Consider the following 20563-nt stretch of genomic DNA (forward strand, 5'->3'; position numbering starts at 1 on the left):
CCCCAACGGCGGGGTGTCACAGGCGGTGGGGCTGTCTCGTCTGGAAGGGGTGTAGGACCGAAGAGCGACGAAGGAGTGGACGATGAGGGTGTTCGTGGCAGGAGCGACCGGGGCCATGGGGCGGCAGCTGGTGCCGCGGCTGGTCCAGGCGGGGCACGAGGTGCACGCCATGACGCGCAGCGAGGGCAAGCAGGGGATGCTGCGCGAGATGGGCGCTGTGCCCGTGGTGGCCGACGCGCTCTCCGCGGAGCAGGTGGCGGCCGCAGTGGCGACGGCGCAGCCGGAGGTGATCGTGCACCAGCTGACCGCGATCGGGCCGATGGACTTCCGGCACTTCGACCGCGGGTTCGCGCAGACCAACCGGCTGCGGACCGAGGGCACCGACCACCTGCTGTCGGCCGGCCAGGCGGTCGGGGTGAAGCGGTTCGTGGCGCAGAGCTTCTTCGCCGGGTACGACCGGACGGGCTCGATGGTGAAGTCCGAGGACGACTCGTTCGGCGCCACTCCCCCGCCCGGGATGTCCGAGACGGTTGGCGCCATCAAGCACGTCGAGTCGGCGGTCGCAACGGCTACCTGGACCGAGGGAATCGTGCTGCGGTACGGCGGGTTCTACGGCCCGCACACCTCGCTCGGCGTGGGTGGCGAGCAGACGCTGGCCGTGCAGCAGCGCAAGATGCCGATGGTCGGCGACGGTGCCGGCGTGTGGTCGTTCATCCACATCGCCGACGCGGCCGAGGCGACCGTGGCGGCGGTCGAGCGCGGGGCACCGGGCGTCTACAACGTCGTCGACGACGAGCCGGCGGCGGTGGGGACCTGGCTGCCGTACCTGGCGGAGGTGCTCGGCGCGAAGAAGCCGCTGCGCGTGCCGGTGTGGCTCGCGCGGCTGGTCGCGGGCGAGACTGGGGTCGTGATGATGACCGAGCTGCGTGGCGCCTCGAACGCGAAGGCGAAGTCCGAGCTCGGCTGGGCGCCGGCGCACGCGACGTGGCGCGACGGCTTCCGCGACCTGGTGACGCGCGAGTCGACCCGGGCGGGCGCCGCGTGACCGAGAGGCGTTCCGCGGGTGCCGGTCCAGCGGGACCGGCACCTGACCCGGGCGGGCACGAGACGGCCGGCCACGAGGCGTTGCTCGGAGAGCTGCGGCCGGTGGCCTTCGGCATCGCGTACCGGATGCTCGGCAGCGTCACCGAGGCCGAGGACGTCGTGCAGGAGGCGCTGCTGCGGGTGCACCGGTCGCTGGAGTCCGGTGAGCAGATCGCGTCACCGCGGGCGTTCACGGCGACCGTGACGACGCGGCTGGCGATGGACGAGCTGCGGTCGGCTCGGGTGCGGCGCGAGCGGTACGTCGGCGAGTGGCTGCCCGAGCCGGTGATCACCGACGGCCGAGAGGACCCGGCCGAGCAGGCGGTGACCGCCGACTCGCTGTCGCTGGCGCTGCTGGTCGTGCTCGAGAGCCTCTCCCCCGAGCAGCGGGCAGTGCTGCTGCTGCACGACGTGTTCGGCTACGGGTACGGCGAGATCACCGACATCGTCGGCAAGACCGAGGCGAACGTGCGCCAGCTCGCCGTCCGCGCCCGCCGGCACGTCGAGGAGCGCCGGCCGCGGTTCACGACCACGGCCGAGCAACGGGACGAGCTGGCCCAACGCTTCTTCGCCGCCGCGCGGACCGGTGACCTGGCCGGGCTCGAGTCGCTGCTCGCGCACGACGTGGTGCTCGTCGGCGATGGTGGCGGCAAGGCACCGTCGTTGGCGCGTTCGCAGCAGGGCCGGTCGCGGGTCGCCCACACGCTCACCAACTGGCTGCGCGCACTGGTTCGCCTGCCGGACATCGAGATCCGGCCGACCGAGGTCAACGGAGACCCGGGTGCCCTGTTCCTCGTCGGCGGCCGGCTGTATGCCGTGTGGGCGCTCGAGGTGGTCGACGGCCGGGTCGCCGGTGTGCGAGCAGTCGTCAATCCCGACAAGCTCGCGCACCTCGGTCCGGTCGGCGACGCCAACGCGCTCATCCGCCAGCTCGGCGGCGCCCGCCCCGGCGACTGAGCGAGGTAGGGCGCACGCGTCGGCGCCTTAGCGCGGGCGGCCTGCCCACCCCGCTCGCTCCGAGGGTGTGGAACCGGGACCAAGGCCCCGTCCGACGGTCCTTGGCCGTGCCTAGCGTCGCCACATGGATGTGGAACAGCTGCTGTCAAGGATCACGGATGACCTGACGCCCAAGCGGGTGTTCGGGGAGCCCATCTCCCAGGACGGGGTCATGCTCGTGCCGGTCGCACGCGTGCGTGGGGGCGCCGGTGCGGGGAGCGGTGGTCGGGAGGGCGAGGAAGGAACTGGGGGCGGGGCCGGCCTCGACGCCAAGGGCCTCGGCGTCTTCGTGGTGAAGGAGGGCAAGGTCTCCTGGCAGCCGGCCGTCGACGTCACCAAGATCGCGATCGGCGGTCAGGTGTTCGCGCTGGTGCTCGTGCTGGCCATCCGCTCGATCCTCCGCCGTCGCCGCTGACACCACACCGCGGGCTGCGGCTTGGCCGCTCAGGATGGCGCGGAGCCAGTGCGCTCGGAGGCCACGTCTCGTCCCTCCGCTCCTGACCGATCGCGGTCCCGCCGCGCATCAGAGTGAGCAAGTGCAACTCGCTCCCCCTCCCCTCTTGCTCCGGTCCTTCAGTGCACACCGGCAACGCGTGGTGGCGTTGATCCAGTAGTTCCTGCCCTGGTTCTGGGCCGACCCATGTAGTCCTTTTGGTCACGTTTTCGGGACTTCTGTGGTCGTTTGTTGCGTGGCAATCCGTCAGCGTCCAAACATCGGGCCGTCGTTGACTAACGTCTCGCGGATTAACGGATAGCCCCGCAGTGTGGCGGGGAGTGGCCTGCTGGAGGGCGGGCGGAAAGTAGGAGGAGTCGCATGAAGAAGTCGTTTGTGGTGTCTGCAGGGGCCGTCTCGCTCGCTCTGGCGCTGACCGGATGCGGTGCTAAGGCGGCAGGCACCGGTTCCGCGAGCGCCAAGACGGGTACGTCCAGTTCCGCACCGTCAGCGAGCGCAACTAGCTCCTCTCAGGACAAGCGTGCGTCCTTCAAGGATGGGGTTCTCACCACTCCGGACCTGCGCATCGAGATCACCACCCACAAGATCATCCCGGTGGGCAAGAAGGGGAACGAGTATGGCAGCAAGCCTGTACTCGCCTTTTGGTACAAGATCACCAACGTGAGCGGTCAGAAGACCGACCCGATGGCGTTCATCACAAACATCTCGGCGTACCAGGACAACAACCCGAATGCGGAGAACCAACTCAATGTCGGCTCTCTCCCGGATGACAAATTCTTGGACACGCAGATGGAGTCGATCAAGAAGGGCGGCACCGTTGAGAGCGCGATCGCCTATGAACTGGACGACCTGAAGACACCCGTGGAACTCGTCGCTTCGAACGACCTTGGCATGTCGGAAATCGGGCGCGTTTCATACCCGCTGAAGTAGCGGTCACTTACGGCTGCGCCCAACCGACGCGCTTTGAGGACATCGAGCGCCGAGAGGCCGTCGGTATGCCGCGTGGGTATGCAGCGCGGCATACCGACTCCGGCTCACCGGTTCCGTCCCGTTAGCTCGTTCTACTTGCGGCCGGTGCGATAGCAGCGGCCACCTGTCGGGCCCTATGTCACGCCGTGGGACAGGGACGTGAATCTTCGTCCCCAGCACGGTCATTCATCGAGCATAGGTCGGCGGTGACGGCGCGCACCGGTAATCCGACCGACCATGGTTCCGCACTCCACCGGCCCAGATCTCGGCTGGCAGACTCAGCACGGCAGAAGGAGGCCCCGGACCAGCCACATCGTCGATCACCAAAGATTGTGACGCTCCTCGGAGTCGCCATCCTGCTGAGTCGGTGAGCACCTACTCGCTTTCCACGCCCTCCGAGACAATCGGCCTCGGAGGGCGCGGAGAGTGTCGCTACTAGCCTTCTTCGACCGGTTCCACGTTGCGAAGTTCCACGTCCTCCAAGCCCTGACCCGTCAGGATCTCGCGTACGGTCCGGAGGCAAATGACCTGAACTTGATGCTCGTCGTTTCCCGCACTGCGAAGCAGATGGGTCACGCCAAAGAACTTGCGTTGGTCGTAATTCTCTTCGTCGAGTGCCAAGATATCGAAGTCGTCAGTCGCCGAGTCAACGGACTCACACACCAAAAGATCGACCAAACCGAAGTACTTCTTCCCAGCCTCGCCAGGTTTTCGTTTGAAGTCATCCGTCAGTGCGTCGGAAGTGATCTTGAATTCCATCCATTGCCCTTCGAAACTCACGGCCATCCCTTCAGGGAATCCGACACCCAGAGGGTTCACGGTCGGGTCGTACGCCCCCTTGCCTACCGGCAGGGCATAGTCGAAGTAGCCGTCCAGCATTCCCCGCGCAAGGAGCCCGTATACCTGGAAGCCAGGTAGCGCATCCATAGCCACAAGTTTGAGAAACTCTGCTACCACTTCGGTCTCGGTTGCCGGGGCACGCCGCAGAGTCGACTCCCCCGAGACAACCAGGAGACCCCGGCCCTTCAACAATCTCGCATTCTCTTTCAACGCCTCCTCGGCGCCCGCCTTGTCCTTTGCTGAATGCGTTGATTGAGATTTGCTCCGATACAATTGGGCAGACTTCCCTGCCGCGAAGGAAATGAGATCCTTGCATATATCCAAGACGAGAGCGTGCGCCTCGGCCGAGAGATTCTTGCGGCCATAGTCGGGCTTATAGTCACCAGAAAGGTTCAGACAAACGAAGGTGCGACTCTTGTGCTCGGCTCCGGATCGATGCAGGAAACTCTTTCTGCGGCCGGTCGGAAAGTCTCGCACCGCCACCAAGAACCCACCGTTGACTTGGATAAGCGCCTCCGCGAGTGCACTATCCTCCGAGTCCTCGGGAAGACTCAAGTGACACTGAGTCACCTCTTCATACCAGTTGTTTCTGTGCGCATAGGCTACGTACCCGCACACCTCAAAGCGGTCGATCACTGCCATGTGGCGAGCGCTTCCGGCAATTCTCGGCAAGTATTTTTTGATCCACTTTTTGTCGAACCACTCGTAGAGCAATTCGTTGTTCACAGATCCAGACGTGAGCAGCGAGGACTTACGAGGACCGTTCCGCTTCGCGAGTTCGTGTGGATACAGAAAGCCAGGGGTAAGGGTCCGCTCTTGAGTCCCGTTCTTGATTTCTATCCTCAGCGTGGCTTGCCAACCGGTGAGTTCATCCCTATCTCCGTCAGGGATCATGAACCCGATCCCAGTCCTGGTGCGAAGGATGTACTCAAGACGCTGGAAGGCCACGGCTTGATCCTCGCCGAGCAGGTCGCGCAAACGGTCGTCCGGAAATACCACAGTCGCCGAGGTTCCCACCTCGGTCTCGAACTGTGTTTCAGAAACCTCCGAGAGGTCGAAATCCGACGTCGGAAAGTCTGCTCTCTTTTGCTCGAAGGGGCGATCGTCCTCGAGAAGGCGTACTGTCTCCTCAAACCAATTGCGTCCCTCACTAACGCGATACGACCAACCGTGCTCGTCTTGGCTTCGAGTCTCCAGGGCGAACTCGGCGTGGCCGAACTGAAGAAAGGCGAGGGCAGCACCCTTTTCACCGCGAGACGAACGTTGCCCCAGACGACGCTTAAGCGAATAGTTTGGACGCACGGCGGCCCTGCGATGCTCCCACTGGATTCCAGTTCCGTTGTCCCGCACAACCAACTTGCGGGCATCGATGTCAACTTCGACTCTGAGGCGTGGCTGGAACGAGGCGCCTTCCAGTTCGGCACGGGCGGCCACCGCGTCAAGTCCGTTCTGGACTAACTCCGCGAAGGCATCGTATGGGTCGTCGTAACTACTAACGATGTTCGAGATCGTGTTTACTAGTTCGTAGAGCTTGTCTTCGTGGCTCGCCTCGGCACTGTCTGTGAGCAGGTCGACGAGTTCGGATGATGGTTCCGGCATGGCGTCAGCCTAGGGTGGACGACGCCTATTTGGTACAGATTCTGCATATCTGCCGCCTCCCTGGGACGGGTCCGGTGACTCCGGCTCGCACGACCGAGGCGCGCGTGACTAAGAGGTTCGCGGCCCGACGATGACGACACGGGCAACGGAGCCATGTCGCACTACATCCCAACTCCCGCTTTGACAGCCGGGCCGCAGGGTCGCTCGAACCCACCAAGGTGCTATCTGATAGAAGCAAATCGCCACGGAAGAGGAACGATCGAGCAGAACGGCGCAAGATCTATAGAGGGACCGCGTGGCCATCAGGCCTTCGCGGAATTGACCTCGGACCTTCTTTCACCTCGGAATCGTCTAATGAGCCAGTAGATGGTCAAGGGAGCAACCGTGGCCCAAAGCACCTTTCCCACGAACTGACCAGTGACGGTCTCCACCGTTAGAGGGAACCCAGCGAGTGACAGGAATACCAGCGTGTCGATAGGTGCGGACACGATGTTGGACGCCAAAGCGCCGCGGATAAACCCCTTCGTCCGCCGGATCGGTTCGTAGACCGCAAGGTCGACCAACTCGGCGCTCACGAAAGCAACAGTCGACGCCAACGCTATGGCTGGCGAGGAGAACAGCCATGAGAGGACGCCGCCCACAGCGATAGCGGCTAGAGCCGAACGGCGACCGCCGTAGCGGTGCACGAAGTCGCGAGCCAAGAGTGCGAAGCCAGCTGCATAGGTTCCTGCCGTGACGAGCAGGCCGAATCCCACGGACACAAGACCAAGACGCTCAGTGACGACATTTGCGAGCACGACTGCTGCCACGTAACAAGCGCCAGCCAAGAACAGAGGCATTCTCGACCCCCACCCAACCTCTGGCTGACGCGGCGGGGCGTCTACGGCAGTGCTCATTTGGACTCTCCTCGGTAGATGGTGCCGGAGGTGCAGGTTTCGCGGACCCAGACCTCAGCCAATCCCGGAAGGTCGTCGGTGACCTTGTCCCAAATCCACTTGGCGAGAACCTCGCTGGTGGGGTTCTCGAGGCCATCGACCTCGTTGAGGTAGTGATGATCGAGTTGGTCCTCCAGTGGCTTGAACGCCGCTTTCAGATCTCCGAAGTCCTGCACCCAACCGGTTTCCTGCCCAACGGGCCCCACCACGTGCAGAGCGACTCGATAGGAGTGTCCGTGAAGCCTGGCGCACTTATGACCCTCGGGGACGTTCGGCAGCCTGTGGGCGGCCTCGAAGGTGAACTCGCGGAAGATCTCAGTAGTCGTGCTCACGGGATCCCTAGATACTTGTGGGTTTGAAGGCTCAGTTGCCACTTGGGGTTCTTCAGGCAGTACTCGACGGCCGCTGCTGTGTTCGTCAGCCGACGCGGATCGTCCATTGGTTGCAGCCGAAAGGCACTGAAATCGAGGTGCTCGAACTGCTCCGGGTCAACTCCACCCTGTGGGTAAACCAACTTGAGCTCGTCACCCCCATCGACGACGAGATCCGAACCGATCTTGGGGCTGACACAGAGCCAATCGACTCCGCGAGGTACCTGCCTCGTGCCGTTTGTCTCCACCGCAACATAGAAGCCACGCTCGTGGAGGGCGTCGATTGCATTCTCGTCCAACTGCAGCAGCGGCTCCCCCCCGGTGCAGACCACCATGCGGTTCTCTCGTGAATCAGTCGGCCAGAGACCCTCCACCGCAGATGCAAGCTCGCCGGCCGTGGCAAAGCGTCCGCCGCCGGGTCCATCTGTTCCGACGAAATCGGTGTCGCAAAATTGACAGATCGCGCGGCGACGATCCTTCTCCAGTCCGGTCCACAAGTTGCATAGGGCGAACCTGCAGAAGACCGCCGGGCGCCCAGCGTGGGCACCCTCACCCTGAAGCGTGTAGAAGATCTCCTTGATCTTGTAGGCCATGTCAGGCGTCCCGATACATCAGTGGGTCGTCTGTGCCTGCTTCAGAGAAGCCCCTGAGCCGCAGCAGGCAACTGTCGCAGTGACCGCAGGGTCGACCCATCTCGTCGGGGTCATAGCAGGAACTCGTCAGGGAGTAGTCCACGCCGAGTTCGAGGCCGCGCCGGACCGTCTCACCCTTAGTGAGGTTGATCAACGGGGTGTGGATGGTCGTCCGCGCACCCTCAACACCGGCGCGGGTCGCGAGATTAGCCATCTCCTCGAAGGCGGCGATGTACTCGGGACGACAGTCGGGGTAACCCGAGTAGTCCAGCGCGCTGACACCAAGGAAGATGTCGCTTGCGCCGACGGTCTCTGCGTATGCAAGCGCAAACGACAAGAAAATCGTGTTGCGAGCAGGCACATAGGTCACGGGGATGTCCTCAGCCACCTCGTCGACCGAAGCATGCTTGGGCACCTCAGTAGCTGATGTGAGCGCGGAGCCTCCGAAGACCCGCAAGTCGATGTCAGCCACCACGTGACGAGCGACGCCCTGCGCCCTCGCGACGCGCGCGGCAGCCTCGAGCTCGATGCTGTGCCGCTGCCCGTACCGGAAGCTGAGCGCGTACGGCTCGAACCCCTGCTCCTTGGCCATCGCCAGGACGGTGGTGGAGTCGAGACCGCCACTTAGCAGCACGATCGCGGGACGTGACATGGGTTCCTCCGAGTGCTCTGTCGAAGATGTCCACAACCTCCGACGCGTTCCAGACTAGGGCAGTAACTACACGCTACAGTAGCTGCGACACTCCGACAGTTACTGGAGACCTGGGAGGTGAAGAGGGTGCGGAAACTAACGATCGTGGTGCCCTGCACGGATCGGAAATCGCTTCGACCGCAGCCTCAGCACCTGCTGCGCGACCTGCCTTGCGTCAGTCTGGCAGAGCGTCACGACATCTGGCGCCAGCGGATCGACGCCGCTGTGGACAAGCGTCCGTTGGAGACTCTGTACGCCGGCGAGACTTGGGCTCAGTGCCGGACTCTCGTCGGCGCCGCGCGTCAAGCCGGCTTCGACCCGTCGCTGTTTGTCGCCTCGGCCGGTCTTGGCCTGCGGCCCAGCGACTTCGAGGCGCCCGCCTATGGCGCGACATTCGCGATGAATGCGCCTGACTCGGTGGGGCGATCGGGCGCCGAGGCACAGATGTGGTGGAGCGCCTTTGGCGTTAGGGCAGGCCTCAGGCTTGCAGACGTGGCGGAGTCGTCGACCTTGATCGTTCTCTCAGAGAGCTACGCGCGAGCGATGGAGCCTGACCTTGTGGCCTTGGGCGAGCACTCAGGCGATTACCTACTTGTGGGCGGTCACCGCGACATTGCCGGCTTGAAGCGGATGCCGGCTGACCTTGGCCTCCGCGCGGCGCTCGGAGGAACAGCCTCCAGCCTCAACGCTCGAATGGCCCGGGCTTGGCTCGAAGGACTGGACGGGCCCGAACTCACGTCCGTCAATCGTAAGCGTACCTGGGCTGAATGGTCCGCGAACGTTCGCCGCCTGGAAAGATATGATCGCTCACGCATGAGCGATGCGCAGGTCACTGCATACGTTCGCGACTTGAGGCGACGAAACCCTGACATCTCACAGACCGTGGCTCTGCGAAACCTTCGCGATGCTGGACAGGCCTGCGAGCAGAAGCGATTCCGTGCCCTCTTCAACTCGGCGGTGACCCCATGACCCGGCCCTTCCTCGAACGGAAGGCACTGCGCGTTCTGCAGAACGACGACATGCCGCTTTACCTGTTTGCTTTGGCTGCTGAGGAGATCGACTTGGTAGCCGATGTCGCGCGCATCTCGCGCGATGAGGCGGGCAAACTGATCGGCTATCAGCGCCCCGAAAAGCGCCAGCACGTCAAGCAGATTCTCGAGTACCTGAACTCGGGCAACGCACTCTTTCCAAATGGACTGATCCTTGCCCTCCCCGACACGGTCCGCTTCCGGTCAAGTCGTGGACCGTCAGTCAGTGACGGCCTAGCGACCTCCGGAACGCTGGAGATCCCCCTGGCGGGCGGGCCTGACGAGCCGCGACCGGCTTGGATCGTTGACGGTCAGCAGCGCAGTCTGGCCCTGGCACAGACCAAGAACCGCCGACTGCCGGTCCCTGTTGCAGGCTTCGTTGCACCAAGCCTCGACGTGCAAAGGGAACAGTTCCTGCGTGTGAACACGGTCTCGCCATTGCCCGTGAACCTCGTGACCGAACTCCTACCAGAGATCATCGCGGCGCCGTCGGCTCGACTGAGTGCTCGGCGCCTGCCCTCAGCCCTTGTTGACATGCTCAATCTAGATCCCACCTCACCGTTCTTCGGACTGGTCAAACGAGCGTCTACCGATCCTGACGACCGCTCGAAGGCTGTCGTCACGGACACAAGCCTGGTGGAGGCACTCAAGGAGTCCCTCGAGTCGCCGTCAGGCGTTCTCTTCCCTTATCGCAACATTGCGGCAGGCACCACCGACACCGAGGGGATCCGAAAACTGCTGCTTACCTACTGGACCGCGGTCCACGACACGTTTCCCGAGGCTTGGGGACTGCCACCCCAGAAGTCACGTCTCATGGGCGGGGCGGGCATCCGGGCCATGGGACGACTGATGGAGCGCGTTATGGCACACGTCGACGTGGAGTCCCCCTCGGCCCACACGGAAACGATGGCCGAACTGGCTCGTATTGCGCCGGACTGCCATTGGACCCAGGGCACCTGGCAGCAACTAGGTCTGCCATGGAACGAGATTCAGAACACGCCCCGGCACATCAGTGCCCTTTCAAATCTATTGGTCCGCGAGTACATCGCTTCGAGGTCTGCCGCACGATGAAGTTCTACTTTCCGGACAGCCAGGATCTCGTCAGCCCTACCTACGACTTCGCCCGCGACGAGTACTCACCGCTTCGCGTCCGTCAACGCGACGATCTCTACGCGCACGAAGTTCTTGAGCGGGTGCCCTATCACGGGATTCTCGTCAGCAAGGCGATCGTTGATGGGTCTGTGCGAGGCTCGGGCAAGTACAGCGAGTCCCAACGCGCTCGCCTTTACCGCCTCGGCGTTCGGCAGTTCTTCCGCTTGCCTCCACACATTCAGACTCTTGGTGACAACGGTGCGTTCAACTACGTAGAAGAACGAGTTCCTCCCGTCTCGGTTGGGGAGACGCTCGACTTCTACGAGGGGTGCGGGTTCGACGCTGGCGCCAGCGTCGACCACGTCATTTTCGGCTACGAAGCGGAGGCCACGGAGGCGACTGTCCACACAGAGTGGGCAGAACGGCGGCATCTGACTCTCCGCCTTGCCGCCGATTTCATGCAAGAACTCGAGCAGCGCGGATCATCATTGGTGCCGGTGGGGGTCGCCCAGGGATGGAGTCCCGCGAGTTACGCGGACAGCGTCCGCTCTCTACAGGATCTCGGATACCAGCGCGTTGCTCTGGGGGGCATGGTTCCACTGAAGACACGCGAGATCCTGGCGTGTCTCGAAGCCATCGCCCCTCTGCTCAAGCCGGAGACTGAACTACACCTCTTCGGCATCACGCGGGTGGAGTCCATGGATGAGTTCGCCGATTACGGTGTAACGAGCTTCGACAGCACCTCAGCGTTCCGTCAGTCTTTCATGGACGACCGCCGGAACTACCACACGCACGACGCAGACTATGTGGCCATCCGCGTTCCACAAGTGGAGGGCAACCCGGCCCTCAAGCGCAACATCCTGGGCGGTGTGGTCTCTCAACGGGAGGCCGTAGCCGCGGAACGGGAGTGCCTGACCCTTCTGAGGGCATACGACCAGAACGCCGTCGGCGTTGAGGAGGTGTTGGGGGCCCTCGCTGCCTATGAGCAGGTATGCCGTAGCAAGAAGAGCTATGTGGACGCCTACCGTCGGATCCTCGAAGCCCGACCCTGGAAGTCCTGCAAGTGCGGTCTCTGTGGTGAGCACGGCATCGAGATTGCGATCTTCCGCGGAACCGAGCGCAACAAGCGACGGGGGTTTCACAACCTGTCAGTGCTGGCCACCAAGATGGACGGCCTCAAGACTCACCATCCGAAAGGGATCTAGCCCGTGGCCGATCAATACACTCTCCGCGTACCGGCAGTTCGCATCCGTCAAGGTGCCCACCACATCTATTGCTTCGGCATAGACGGCAAGCGCATTCATGACTTCGCCACGGTGTCACGAGTACAAAGAGAAGACGACGGTCTTCGCGGATACCAGCGCCCGGAAGTCCTGAGCCACATCAAAGCTATTCGGCGTTACCTGGAATCTGACGGCGCGATGCTGCCAAACGCCGTTGTCTTGGCGTTCGACGAGAGGGTTTCGTTCAAAGAGGGCCGCGGTCGCAGTAATGTCGACTACAGCACCGTGGGAGAACTTTTCATTCCCATCGATGAGTCGTTGAGTGAGAACGATAAGCCAGCCTGGTTGGTGGATGGGCAACAGCGAAGCGCGGCTATTCGCGATGCAGACTTGGCTGAGTTCCCGGTGGCTGCTGTCGGTTTCATCGCGGCCGGCCAAGAGGAGCAGCGGAGTCAGTTCATTCTGGTGAACAACACCAAACCCTTGCCGAAGGGCCTCATCCACGAACTGCTGCCGGACACGGTGGGCCAACTCCCCGCCCAATATGCGCGTAAGCAACTCCCTGCGACACTGATGATCCGTCTGAACAATGACCGTGGCACGTTGATGGACAATGACAGTCCCTTCGAAGGATTGATTGCCACGCCCACCACCCCGGACGGTTACATCAAGGACAACAGCGTCCTGAAGATGATCGAGAATTCTCTATACGAGGGGGCACTGTACCAATATCGCGACCCGCGAGATGGATCGGGCGACGAGGAGCAAATGCTCCTACATCTGAAGTTCTTTTGGTCCGCAGTGAAGGCTGTCTTTCCCGACGCTTGGGGTTTGCCTCCGCGACGATCCCGTCTTAGTCACGGTGTTGGCATTCAGTCCTTGGGCTATGTGATGGATCACCTCACCGACGGCGTTCCCGCACCGGAACTCCCAGCTCTAGATCTGGCTAAGAAGTTGGCGCGTCTTCGAGATGTGTGCGCATGGACCGATGGTATTTGGGATTTCGGGAGCGGCGAACAGCGTCGCTGGAACGGCTTGCAGAACACTCCCAGCGATATTCGGCTACTGACGAACCATCTGCTGCGCGCACTGGCATAGCCGACTAGTCGTGCCATTCCCCCAAGGCCGACTCAACGGCACGTAACATCGAGGCGGAGCCTGACCCGTCGGCGTAGGCGATGAGAGAATCTTCCCGCGCGTTACTCGAGATGAACGTCGTTGCGGCATGAGTCGCGCGCCTTGTGGCGAACACAATGACGTCGGCGTTGTGCGCATGCTGCCTCAGCGTGGGACTACCGACCTTTTCGGCACAAATCTCTACATGTGCATTAGGCCACTGCACAGCGACAGCAGCCTTCGTGCGGTCAAGGGTTCCGGAATCTAGGCTGTATAGAAGAATCCGCGCCTCGAGTGCTGAAGTCGTCTCAATAACGCCAACCGCATCGCCCTCGTAGGGCACCTCCCAGTCCAGTTCGAGGCGAAGATCGTCGGCCACCAAGGCAGCCAATGCACGCATGGACGCTGGAAGTCGAGACCGTTGCCGGCTAAGGGGCCCGAGTAGCGCTGCAACGAAGTTCTCCCGTTCGTTACTCGTTGCCGGACCACATGCAACTGCGTCCGCAATGTCGATAGCACGGATTGCGTTGGTAACCGACACCCACTGATTGGCGTACACGCGGATGTCCTGCAGGACGTTGTTGTATAGGTCTCGAGGAGGCGCCCCTCTGACGAATATCTGCAGCAGTGCGGACAGTGCCGCCAGTTGGGCCGGTTCGAACCGTTCGGAAACCAAGTACCGAGTGATCAAGGACGCCGCGGTGTGCATCGCCGCATGATCGGGATCATCAGTCTCCAAGAAGGCTGCAACTCCGGTGAGCAAGTCCTCCTCGGCGAATGCCGGAAGCGAGTCGATTGCGGCCGCCAGTTCAACGTCGGCGGTCCAAGCTGGTGCCCAAGATACGGCGATATTGGAATCCACGGCAGCGTCAGTTTCGACGCCCAATGACCCGACCCACTCCAGCCAAGATGACGGAGCCAAGAATGGCTCGTACTCCTGCTCCACGTCGCGCTCGTTCACCGGCACGGACTCGGCCCGAAGGCCAGACTCAGGCCCGGACTCGGACGGGGACTCCGCCAAAGGCAACGACGCCAACAGTTCGGGAAGGACATGGGTTTCGGCGAAGTCCGCAAGGAGAACCTGGTCACCTCGTGCGCTCGCGACCAGCGCACAGACGGCCGCCACGTCGTCATACTGGGTGCGCAGCATGCCTACGTCGACAAGCATCGCGATGTCGGCCGGACTGTCGGCAATCGCCGCGAGTGCGGCCGGGATGCCGTCGTTCGCAAGCGCCGGCAGGATCATCCTTCGCGCCCAGGCACCGAGTACTGCCTCCCGGACCAAAAATGGCGGCTCGGTATAAACCAGCGACCGCAGCGATCCGTCGGCAAGGAGTTCGTCGTCGCGTCCCAATCGAGATAGTCGTCTAACCCGGAGGAAGGCGATGTTCTCGTGTGAGATCCCGCCACGACTCTCGATCTCGCTGAGCAGCGATGCTGACGCTTCCACCGCGCCCGCGGACAAAGCGAGGTCGAACTCGCGGAGCATCCGCCCAACGGGCCGCACGGCGGTCGGGGTCCGCAACGGCCGGCCAGCCAAGGTGTCAACCAGTCGGCGTAGTGCCCGTTGCGTGCCAAGGGCCTGCGCGCGGTTGACTGGCTTCAGCACGTAGGTGGTACCAGGGCCACGGAAGTCAAGGACGGCCTGGTCCACCGGATCGTTCGGATCGAGGACTGCGACGCGTCCGTCAAAGGTGACCCAGTGGTGTGCGACGCACGCCTCAAGTAGGGCACGGATTCGTCCGGCGTGAGCCGTGTCCCGTCCGATTACGTAGATCTCGCTCTGCAAGCCCACGGGTCGGCGTCTAGGCAGAATGACTGGGCACTCCCCCGGATATGCCAGTGCCTGTAGGAACGGCGCCAGGGCGAGGGCTGCAGGACTGCGCTGGTCAAGGTTCGGCCAAATACCGTTGCCCTCACCAAAGAATCGGGTCAGAAACTCGTCCGCCGTGATCATTGGGCGCCGATCCACCGGGTGCGCAACTCGAGGCGCTCGAAGGAGGCTATGGCTTTGTCATATGAGAAGTCGATGCTCTCTTCGTTCTGTTGCACTCCGTTCCACGTGAAGTTCATTGAGCCCTTCATTACCCAGTCCTCGCCAACCAGGATCTTCTCGTGAAGGTCGACACTCTTATAGAAACTCAATCGGTCCCGGCGCACGCGGTCCCGTAGCCGGTCGCGGAAACGGGAGTTGTGCTCGACAGAACGCAAGGCGACGTGGAGTTGGGTGCCTCGGACAGCGAGTTCGGCCAACACGTCGGTGAGTAGGAGGCTCGATCGCGCCACGGAACCGAGGACGGCGTCATACTGACCGTGTTTGTTGCTTAGAACTGGGATGTCCGTAATCCAACCGCTGACGATCCATAACTCGTCGCTCGGGTGGCAAAGTTCAGACAGGAGCGCGGAGGTCAGCAGATCACCGATCGCGAGTCCATTGCGCGGACGTGTGCGCACTTTGCGCGATCCGCTCATTGCAACTCCTCGGCCAACGAGATCGTTGCCGTCAGGTGGCCTCGACTCTGGTTCAACGCCGTGACCCTGCCGTATACCCGGAGAGCGTTGCGGTCAATTGCGGTGACCGCAACGTCGCGAAGCGCCTGCGCGAGGGCCTGTCGATCACGGTACGGAGCCTCAAGCACCGCACGACCGTCTCGCTCAACCCCGGCAATGTAGTCGTTTAGCCATTGAGGCTTGGTCACGTTGACGACCGAAAGGCTCTCGTCCAACGCGGCTGACATGATGAGGCGGTCCACCAGGACGTTGCTGCGGAAGGCATGCCAGTGCTCTAATCGCTGAGCCCGCGCAGGGGCGCCTCGCAACCAGAGCATTGAGAATGCCATGTCAGGCGTCAGAGGCCCGAGGCTGAAGCCCAGTCGGCCGGCCGCAGCATGATGTACGAGTGTACGGGCATCGATCTCCACGCCAAGACGAGATTCGGTCTCTACCCAACCGGCCGCCAACTTCGCCACCACCTGATCGATGACGAGACTCGATCCGGGACGAAGCATGCGAGCGGCGAAGTTGGAAACGAGCAGGTGTGACGGCGGACCATCCACTTCTGTCCATTGGTCGACCAAGGAGTCCAGGGCGGCGTCCATACCTCCCACATCCGTGGCATTGCGAAAGGCGTGAACCGCCGGCCCAAATACAGACTTTGGGCTCACTAAGTCCGCCAGGAGTGCTTGCAGCGCGAGGTCTACCTCTTCGGACTCGGTGGGAGAGCAGGCCCGGCCGACTGCCTCCCAGAAGACCCGCGGGTCCTGCGCATAGTCGCGATGCAGAGCCTCGACAAGGCCAAGGCCACCGATCGACGTCTCAGTGATGAAGATCTGGAAGCGGCGGGTTGCGCCGTCAAGTTCAGCATCCACCACGAGGTCGTTCTCCTGCGCGTCAGGCACGCACTCTTGAACGGCTGTGAGCAACGCGCAGCCAAGCGTGTCTACGAACACCCGGTCGAGGAGATCCGCCGTAAGGGCGGCAGGATCAGGGTGCACCAAGAGCCGGCCATGTTCTTCGATGACTGCGCGAATTGTCGCGTCGCCGGCGAGGTCACGCAACGTCTGCAACAGTCGCCCGCCCTCAATATCACCCTCGTCATCTCTGTAGGAAGCAGCCAGGAATGCGGTCATGTCATCGGCCCAACGACCACCGGCCAGCGCCAGAGGAATGTCTCTTACATCACCGTCGCCCAGGCCCAAGTTCACGTGTGCGTGCCTATACACCTCCACCAGCCAGGAGCGCTGGAAAGAGTTGGCAACTCCATTCAGCCTTGCGTCCTCCAGCACTGCCTGACGGAACGCGGCTGTGCGCCAAGCCGGACTTGAGGCGAACGCCCCGAGATCAGCCCCAACCTGGTCGAGGTTGCCACTGACGACGAGGCCATCCACATCGAGTTCATATCCGAGCGCTGCAGGCTCGCCGGCGTGGGCATACCTCACCGAAACGGGACGACGCTGGAACCGCTTGTCCTCGTTGATCAGCAATTCCCCGTCGGCACCGATCGCGAGTCGGCGCACGCGCATGGCTGCGCCGGAGACGTGCAGGGTGAAACCGATGCGATCGATGAACTTAGACCACACGGACGGATGTGGGACGTCGCCTTCCAGCAGGTCTGCCGACTGGTATTCGAACGCGGAGCGCCAGACTGGATACGACTGTGAGGACGTAGCCACAGCCCTTGGTGGTTTGCTCAACTTCAGCGCGAAGGGCCGGACCACCGTGTACTGCTCGTCCTTGACTCTCCAGGTACCGAGGTTATGTCCCCTAGCGACGATGTCGGTCAATGCCAGGTTGTCGCCATTCTCCGGCACTGGAAGCCAAGTGGCGTGATCCGCCCGGGCGTGCCCATAACGGCGACTCACCCGCCCGGGAACCGCCTCCCTCAGCGCCTGAAAAATCGGCATTGTTTGAAGGTCGCTGTCCTTGAATGGCAGGAAGAAAGTCACATCCGGGGTGTTCAGTGCGCCAAACAGCGCTCCCGTCATGAACTCCGGCAACGGGTCGCTACTTTCAGCCCCCGGGTCGGAATCTGCCATCGGCTTCCACTGAGACTCGAGTCGTCGTAGGGCCGTCGGCACGACCGACAACATGATCGAGCGTGGTTCATCCCAGAGGGCGGCGGTAGCCTCATCCTCAGTTACCTGCAGTGCCCAGCGCAGGTGGATACTCAACTCACGTTGCAGGTTGGCGTCGCGGAGCAGTTGAGCGAGCAAGGTGGCGACCTCTTCCGTTCGCGGCCGCGGCTGCCACGGATCTCCGGGCGAACTGAGCACCCAGCGCGCGTTTATGCCCGTACGCCGAGAGATCCAATCGAGCAGGGCATGGGTCGCCTGAATCTTGAGGACGAACCGGTTGCCAATGGGGAGCGAGCGCACGGTGATCTCTGGATCGAGCAGCCTTTCATAGGACTGATAAGTGATTCGGTCCCGGCCGTAGTCAGACAACACGACCGCGGTAATCGGACGCATCGCCAGTTTCCGGCCAGCACGACCGCGACGCTGCAGGAACGAAGCCATGTCACGGGGTGCCTTGTGCTGGATCACGGCCCCGACCCGGGGGTAATTGAACCCCACCTCGAGCGATGACGTGGCGACAATAATGTCCGCAGTCGCATCCACGCCGGCGTCCTGAGAACTGGTCCGGGCGACCCGCATCTGCCTGTCCATCCGGTCGATTTTCCGCGGGAGGTCCCAGGACTGTCCTTCCGGATAGCGCGCGCCGGCTTGCTCATTGGCCGGCGAACGCAAATCTGCGAGGACACGGCCGCGGGCCATCCCGTAGGGATCGTGTCCTTCTGCGTCGTGGAGGCTGTCGTGCAGGCGATTGATCACGTCGAGGTCGTCGGTGAACGCGAAGGTGACCGACCCGAAGATCCCGGCCCGGTTGTCCAAGATCCGGGAGACCAGCATCGCCGTTTGGATGGTGGTTGATAGGAGTGAGGCTCCCGACACGGGGTCGCCGCGAAGCACTAGTCCATACTCACGACTTGTCGGGACCATGTCCGTGCTGGCTGGCGCAACCGCCTCCACCTGTGCGCGGTCCACACCGGTGAGCGTGGACATGAAATCACCGGCGTCGCGCAGGGTGGCGGATAGACCGACGAAGACCGGACTGGGCGTGCCCGTCCGTCGATTGGCGTGCCGCCAGCGTCGCAGCATCAGCGCGACCTGGGCCCCTGCGACCCCTGTGTATGTGTGCACCTCGTCGAGCAGCACAAGTCGGATGCCGTTCGCGCCCTTCCAACCGAGCACCGGACCCAAGGTGGCGTTTGTGGAGTGCTTGCTGAGCATCTCGGTCGAACTGAACAAGATGTCCGGCGGATCGTCCTTGATGGATTCGCGTGTCAACGCAAGCACGGCCGCCTGGGTCACGGCGCCGCACTTCGGACAGGTCAACCGCTCGATCCTCTGCGCACGGTCGTCATCGGTCCAGACGAGTGCGGCCATGCACTGGTCGTCAAGGCAGGGGAAGTATGGCGTTTCCCAACCCGAACTCGTCCGTCGCCATCGCTTGGTGTCCTTCCTGCCCTCGAGTTCCTTTTCGGTCGGCGTGTTGCCATACAGCATCGCGACCCGCCCAGGCCGTGACGCCCCTCCGGCCAGTGGGCCGATCGATTCGATGACCCTTACCGCCTCACGCGCCTGGTCGCGGAGGAGTTCGTTCCGCGGGTAGAGCGCCAGCGTGTGCGGCCCCACCCGCTTCTCATCCACCCGGGCGGCGATGTCGATGAGTGCTGGCAGGTAGAACGCTCGGGTTTTGCCGGAACCGGTCCCGGCGGTCACGATCGTCGCGGACGGTTGCGGGTCGGCCAACGAACTGAGGATGCTCCGAGTGGCATCGACCTGAAAGCGGGCCAACTGGTCTTCACCGATCATCCGGCGCACCACGCTGGCCTTGGCCTCTGACCAGGCGCCGAGCGTACTAAGTTCCTGGATGACCGTCGCGACGGGAATGGAGCGCCTTGGGTACCGCCGGGGGGACACGCGCAGCCGGTAGTCGGAGACGAGCGTGTTGTAGGACCGCCACCACCCCGGTCGCGACTCGTCCGCAGGAGGCCACAACTGCCGCAGCGTGCGCAGCAGTCGCAGCGTCTCCGCAAGCCTGGTCCGGTAGTGGTCCGTCCCTGGGATCTCGTGCAGCAGGCCCCTCTCGACCAGATGTTCCCGGTACTCATCCACCGTCGGCACGACGAGGTCCGGCTCACGACTGGCGTCGTCGTTCAGTTGCTCGTCGATCGCACGATCTACCTCGTCACGGCTGAGGTGGCCGTCAACGACCCCCCAAGAGAGCAGGTGCAGTTCGAGGTCTTCGAGGCGGGAGAGCAGTTCCGGAAGCCCGGCCCAACGGTCGTCACTCACCGGGCACTCAGCCTCACCCTTCGTCCGTGCTCCGTCGAGTTGCGCAAGGCATCGATCTCCTCATCAGTGAGGTCGGCGAAGGTGAGGCTGCCGCGCCCCTCGTTGATTCGGGCGAGGACTTCTTCTGGACGGGTCGGGTCACTGAGTTCACGGATCAGGTCGTGAGCCTGGGCTACACCAAGTTTGAACAAAGTGAAGTCGGTGGCATTGAACGGCCTACCTGCTACCTGTGAGAGGCCGGCGATCTTCTCTTTCACCACTTGACCACGCGGACCCTTGACAAGCTCCGGGTCCGCAGTCAAAGCACCGACTTGAGCGCTCGCCCATGCCTTCCAAGCTTCGTCGGTGAGGACTTGCAGCGCCTTGACGAGCCCCGCGAGGTCGGCGGACCGACTGTTCATGAATTGCGGGGTCGGGCGCCCGTACTCAGCAACTTGATCGCGAAGTCGCTCGGCCGACTTGGTCAGGTCTGGCGCCGGCCCGATCGGAATCCCTACTGTCGTCAGGGCCTTGCGGTTCGCCAACTGTGACCGGAGATCCAAGAACTGGGTAGTGAGCCTGTTCAAGGCGGTTGAGAACTGGGCGTCTGCTTGGATGCCGGCGGCGTTGTCCCGCTTGACACGCGCCTTCGTAGTCAGTCGCTTCGCGTCGTGGCGCAGGCCCTTCTCTTGAGCCAT

The 20563-nt window shown here is 62.8% G+C and carries 17 protein-coding genes; 8 read left to right on the forward strand and 9 right to left on the reverse strand.

Annotated elements, in window-relative coordinates; all coding sequences use genetic code 11:
- The first annotated feature begins 82 nt into the window (after positions 1 to 82).
- From ACYVDO_RS14325 to ACYVDO_RS14340, 4 genes are all read left to right on the forward strand, one after another.
- Positions 83 to 1045, forward strand: a complete 963-nt coding sequence (locus ACYVDO_RS14325) for an NAD-dependent epimerase/dehydratase family protein (RefSeq protein ID WP_460937037.1) — start codon at positions 83 to 85, stop codon at positions 1043 to 1045.
- An 80-nt stretch (positions 1046 to 1125) separates the two neighbouring features.
- On the forward strand, positions 1126 to 2040 hold the full coding sequence (locus tag ACYVDO_RS14330) for an RNA polymerase sigma-70 factor (RefSeq protein ID WP_460937231.1): 915 nt from the start codon (positions 1126 to 1128) through the stop codon (positions 2038 to 2040).
- 124 nt (positions 2041 to 2164) lie between these two features.
- Positions 2165 to 2494, forward strand: coding sequence for a spore germination protein GerW family protein (locus tag ACYVDO_RS14335; RefSeq protein ID WP_460937039.1), 330 nt, complete (start codon positions 2165 to 2167; stop codon positions 2492 to 2494).
- Between the two features lie 399 nt (positions 2495 to 2893).
- Positions 2894 to 3463, forward strand: coding sequence for a DUF5067 domain-containing protein (locus ACYVDO_RS14340; RefSeq protein WP_460937040.1), 570 nt, complete (start codon positions 2894 to 2896; stop codon positions 3461 to 3463).
- Between the two features lie 474 nt (positions 3464 to 3937).
- Here ACYVDO_RS14340 and ACYVDO_RS14345 read toward each other — a convergent pair whose 3' ends face one another.
- The 5 genes from ACYVDO_RS14345 to queC form a co-directional block, all read right to left on the reverse strand.
- Positions 3938 to 5941 carry an ATP-binding protein gene (locus ACYVDO_RS14345; RefSeq protein ID WP_460937042.1) on the reverse strand — a complete coding sequence of 668 codons (2004 nt, stop codon included), beginning with the start codon at positions 5939 to 5941 and terminating at the stop codon, positions 3938 to 3940.
- Between the two features lie 302 nt (positions 5942 to 6243).
- Complete coding sequence (locus tag ACYVDO_RS14350; protein WP_460937044.1) at positions 6244 to 6837, reverse strand: VUT family protein; 594 nt, start codon at positions 6835 to 6837, stop codon at positions 6244 to 6246.
- Positions 6834 to 7208: a 6-carboxytetrahydropterin synthase QueD gene (gene queD / locus ACYVDO_RS14355; RefSeq protein WP_460937048.1), complete on the reverse strand. Its 375-nt coding sequence runs from the start codon at positions 7206 to 7208 to the stop codon at positions 6834 to 6836. The genes ACYVDO_RS14350 and queD overlap by 4 nt, the downstream gene beginning before the upstream one ends.
- A complete protein-coding gene (gene queE / locus ACYVDO_RS14360) occupies positions 7205 to 7840 on the reverse strand; it encodes a 7-carboxy-7-deazaguanine synthase (protein WP_460937050.1) in 636 nt (211 codons plus the stop codon). The genes queD and queE overlap by 4 nt, the downstream gene beginning before the upstream one ends.
- 1 nt (position 7841) lies before the next feature.
- Positions 7842 to 8531 carry a 7-cyano-7-deazaguanine synthase QueC gene (gene queC, locus ACYVDO_RS14365; protein ID WP_460937052.1) on the reverse strand — a complete coding sequence of 230 codons (690 nt, stop codon included), beginning with the start codon at positions 8529 to 8531 and terminating at the stop codon, positions 7842 to 7844.
- Positions 8532 to 8648: 117 nt separating this feature from the next.
- Here queC and ACYVDO_RS14370 point away from each other — a divergent pair, with 117 nt between their 5' ends.
- Genes ACYVDO_RS14370 through dbpB (ACYVDO_RS14385) form a run of 4 tightly spaced genes read left to right on the forward strand, consistent with a single transcriptional unit; the run spans position 8649 to position 13011 of the window.
- Positions 8649 to 9539 carry a hypothetical protein gene (locus ACYVDO_RS14370; protein WP_460937055.1) on the forward strand — a complete coding sequence of 297 codons (891 nt, stop codon included), beginning with the start codon at positions 8649 to 8651 and terminating at the stop codon, positions 9537 to 9539.
- Positions 9536 to 10669, forward strand: coding sequence for a DGQHR domain-containing protein DpdB (gene dbpB, locus ACYVDO_RS14375; RefSeq protein ID WP_460937057.1), 1134 nt, complete (start codon positions 9536 to 9538; stop codon positions 10667 to 10669). The genes ACYVDO_RS14370 and dbpB (ACYVDO_RS14375) overlap by 4 nt, the downstream gene beginning before the upstream one ends.
- Positions 10666 to 11895 (forward strand): tRNA-guanine transglycosylase DpdA, encoded by a 1230-nt coding sequence (gene dpdA, locus ACYVDO_RS14380; protein ID WP_460937059.1) that lies wholly within the window; start codon positions 10666 to 10668, stop codon positions 11893 to 11895. Before dbpB (ACYVDO_RS14375) ends, dpdA begins: the two co-directional genes overlap by 4 nt.
- A gap of 3 nt (positions 11896 to 11898) precedes the next feature.
- Entirely contained in the window at positions 11899 to 13011 is a 1113-nt protein-coding gene (gene dbpB / locus ACYVDO_RS14385; RefSeq protein WP_460937061.1) for a DGQHR domain-containing protein DpdB, read from the forward strand.
- A gap of 4 nt (positions 13012 to 13015) precedes the next feature.
- Here the strand turns inward: dbpB (ACYVDO_RS14385) and ACYVDO_RS14390 are convergent, their stop codons facing one another.
- The 4 genes from ACYVDO_RS14390 to ACYVDO_RS14405 are packed head-to-tail and all read right to left on the reverse strand — an operon-like array spanning position 13016 to position 20563.
- Complete coding sequence (locus ACYVDO_RS14390) at positions 13016 to 14986, reverse strand: hypothetical protein (protein ID WP_460937063.1); 1971 nt, start codon at positions 14984 to 14986, stop codon at positions 13016 to 13018.
- Positions 14983 to 15501 carry a phospholipase D-like domain-containing protein DpdK gene (dpdK, locus tag ACYVDO_RS14395; protein ID WP_460937065.1) on the reverse strand — a complete coding sequence of 173 codons (519 nt, stop codon included), beginning with the start codon at positions 15499 to 15501 and terminating at the stop codon, positions 14983 to 14985. The genes ACYVDO_RS14390 and dpdK overlap by 4 nt, the downstream gene beginning before the upstream one ends.
- Positions 15498 to 19886: a protein DpdJ gene (gene dpdJ, locus ACYVDO_RS14400; RefSeq protein ID WP_460937067.1), complete on the reverse strand. Its 4389-nt coding sequence runs from the start codon at positions 19884 to 19886 to the stop codon at positions 15498 to 15500. The genes dpdK and dpdJ overlap by 4 nt, the downstream gene beginning before the upstream one ends.
- Entirely contained in the window at positions 19883 to 20563 is a 681-nt protein-coding gene (locus ACYVDO_RS14405) for a hypothetical protein (protein ID WP_460937069.1), read from the reverse strand. The genes dpdJ and ACYVDO_RS14405 overlap by 4 nt, the downstream gene beginning before the upstream one ends.

This window comes from Phycicoccus ginsengisoli (assembly GCF_054779295.1).

Bases quoted from the DNA above. Each gene is read 5' to 3' on its own strand.
- ACYVDO_RS14325 (WP_460937037.1), top strand. From the start codon at position 83: ATGAGGGTGTTCGTGGCAGGAGCGACCGGGGCCATGGGGCGGCAGCTG.
- ACYVDO_RS14335 (WP_460937039.1), top strand. From the start codon at position 2,165: ATGGATGTGGAACAGCTGCTGTCAAGGATCACGGATGACCTGACGCCC.
- ACYVDO_RS14340 (WP_460937040.1), top strand. From the start codon at position 2,894: ATGAAGAAGTCGTTTGTGGTGTCTGCAGGGGCCGTCTCGCTCGCTCTG.
- ACYVDO_RS14345 (WP_460937042.1), bottom strand. From the start codon at position 5,941: ATGCCGGAACCATCATCCGAACTCGTCGACCTGCTCACAGACAGTGCC.
- ACYVDO_RS14350 (WP_460937044.1), bottom strand. From the start codon at position 6,837: ATGAGCACTGCCGTAGACGCCCCGCCGCGTCAGCCAGAGGTTGGGTGG.
- queE (WP_460937050.1), bottom strand. From the start codon at position 7,840: ATGGCCTACAAGATCAAGGAGATCTTCTACACGCTTCAGGGTGAGGGT.
- queC (WP_460937052.1), bottom strand. From the start codon at position 8,531: ATGTCACGTCCCGCGATCGTGCTGCTAAGTGGCGGTCTCGACTCCACC.
- dbpB (WP_460937057.1), top strand. From the start codon at position 9,536: ATGACCCGGCCCTTCCTCGAACGGAAGGCACTGCGCGTTCTGCAGAAC.
- dpdA (WP_460937059.1), top strand. From the start codon at position 10,666: ATGAAGTTCTACTTTCCGGACAGCCAGGATCTCGTCAGCCCTACCTAC.
- ACYVDO_RS14390 (WP_460937063.1), bottom strand. From the start codon at position 14,986: ATGATCACGGCGGACGAGTTTCTGACCCGATTCTTTGGTGAGGGCAAC.
- dpdK (WP_460937065.1), bottom strand. From the start codon at position 15,501: ATGAGCGGATCGCGCAAAGTGCGCACACGTCCGCGCAATGGACTCGCG.
- ACYVDO_RS14405 (WP_460937069.1), bottom strand. From the start codon at position 20,563: ATGGCTCAAGAGAAGGGCCTGCGCCACGACGCGAAGCGACTGACTACG.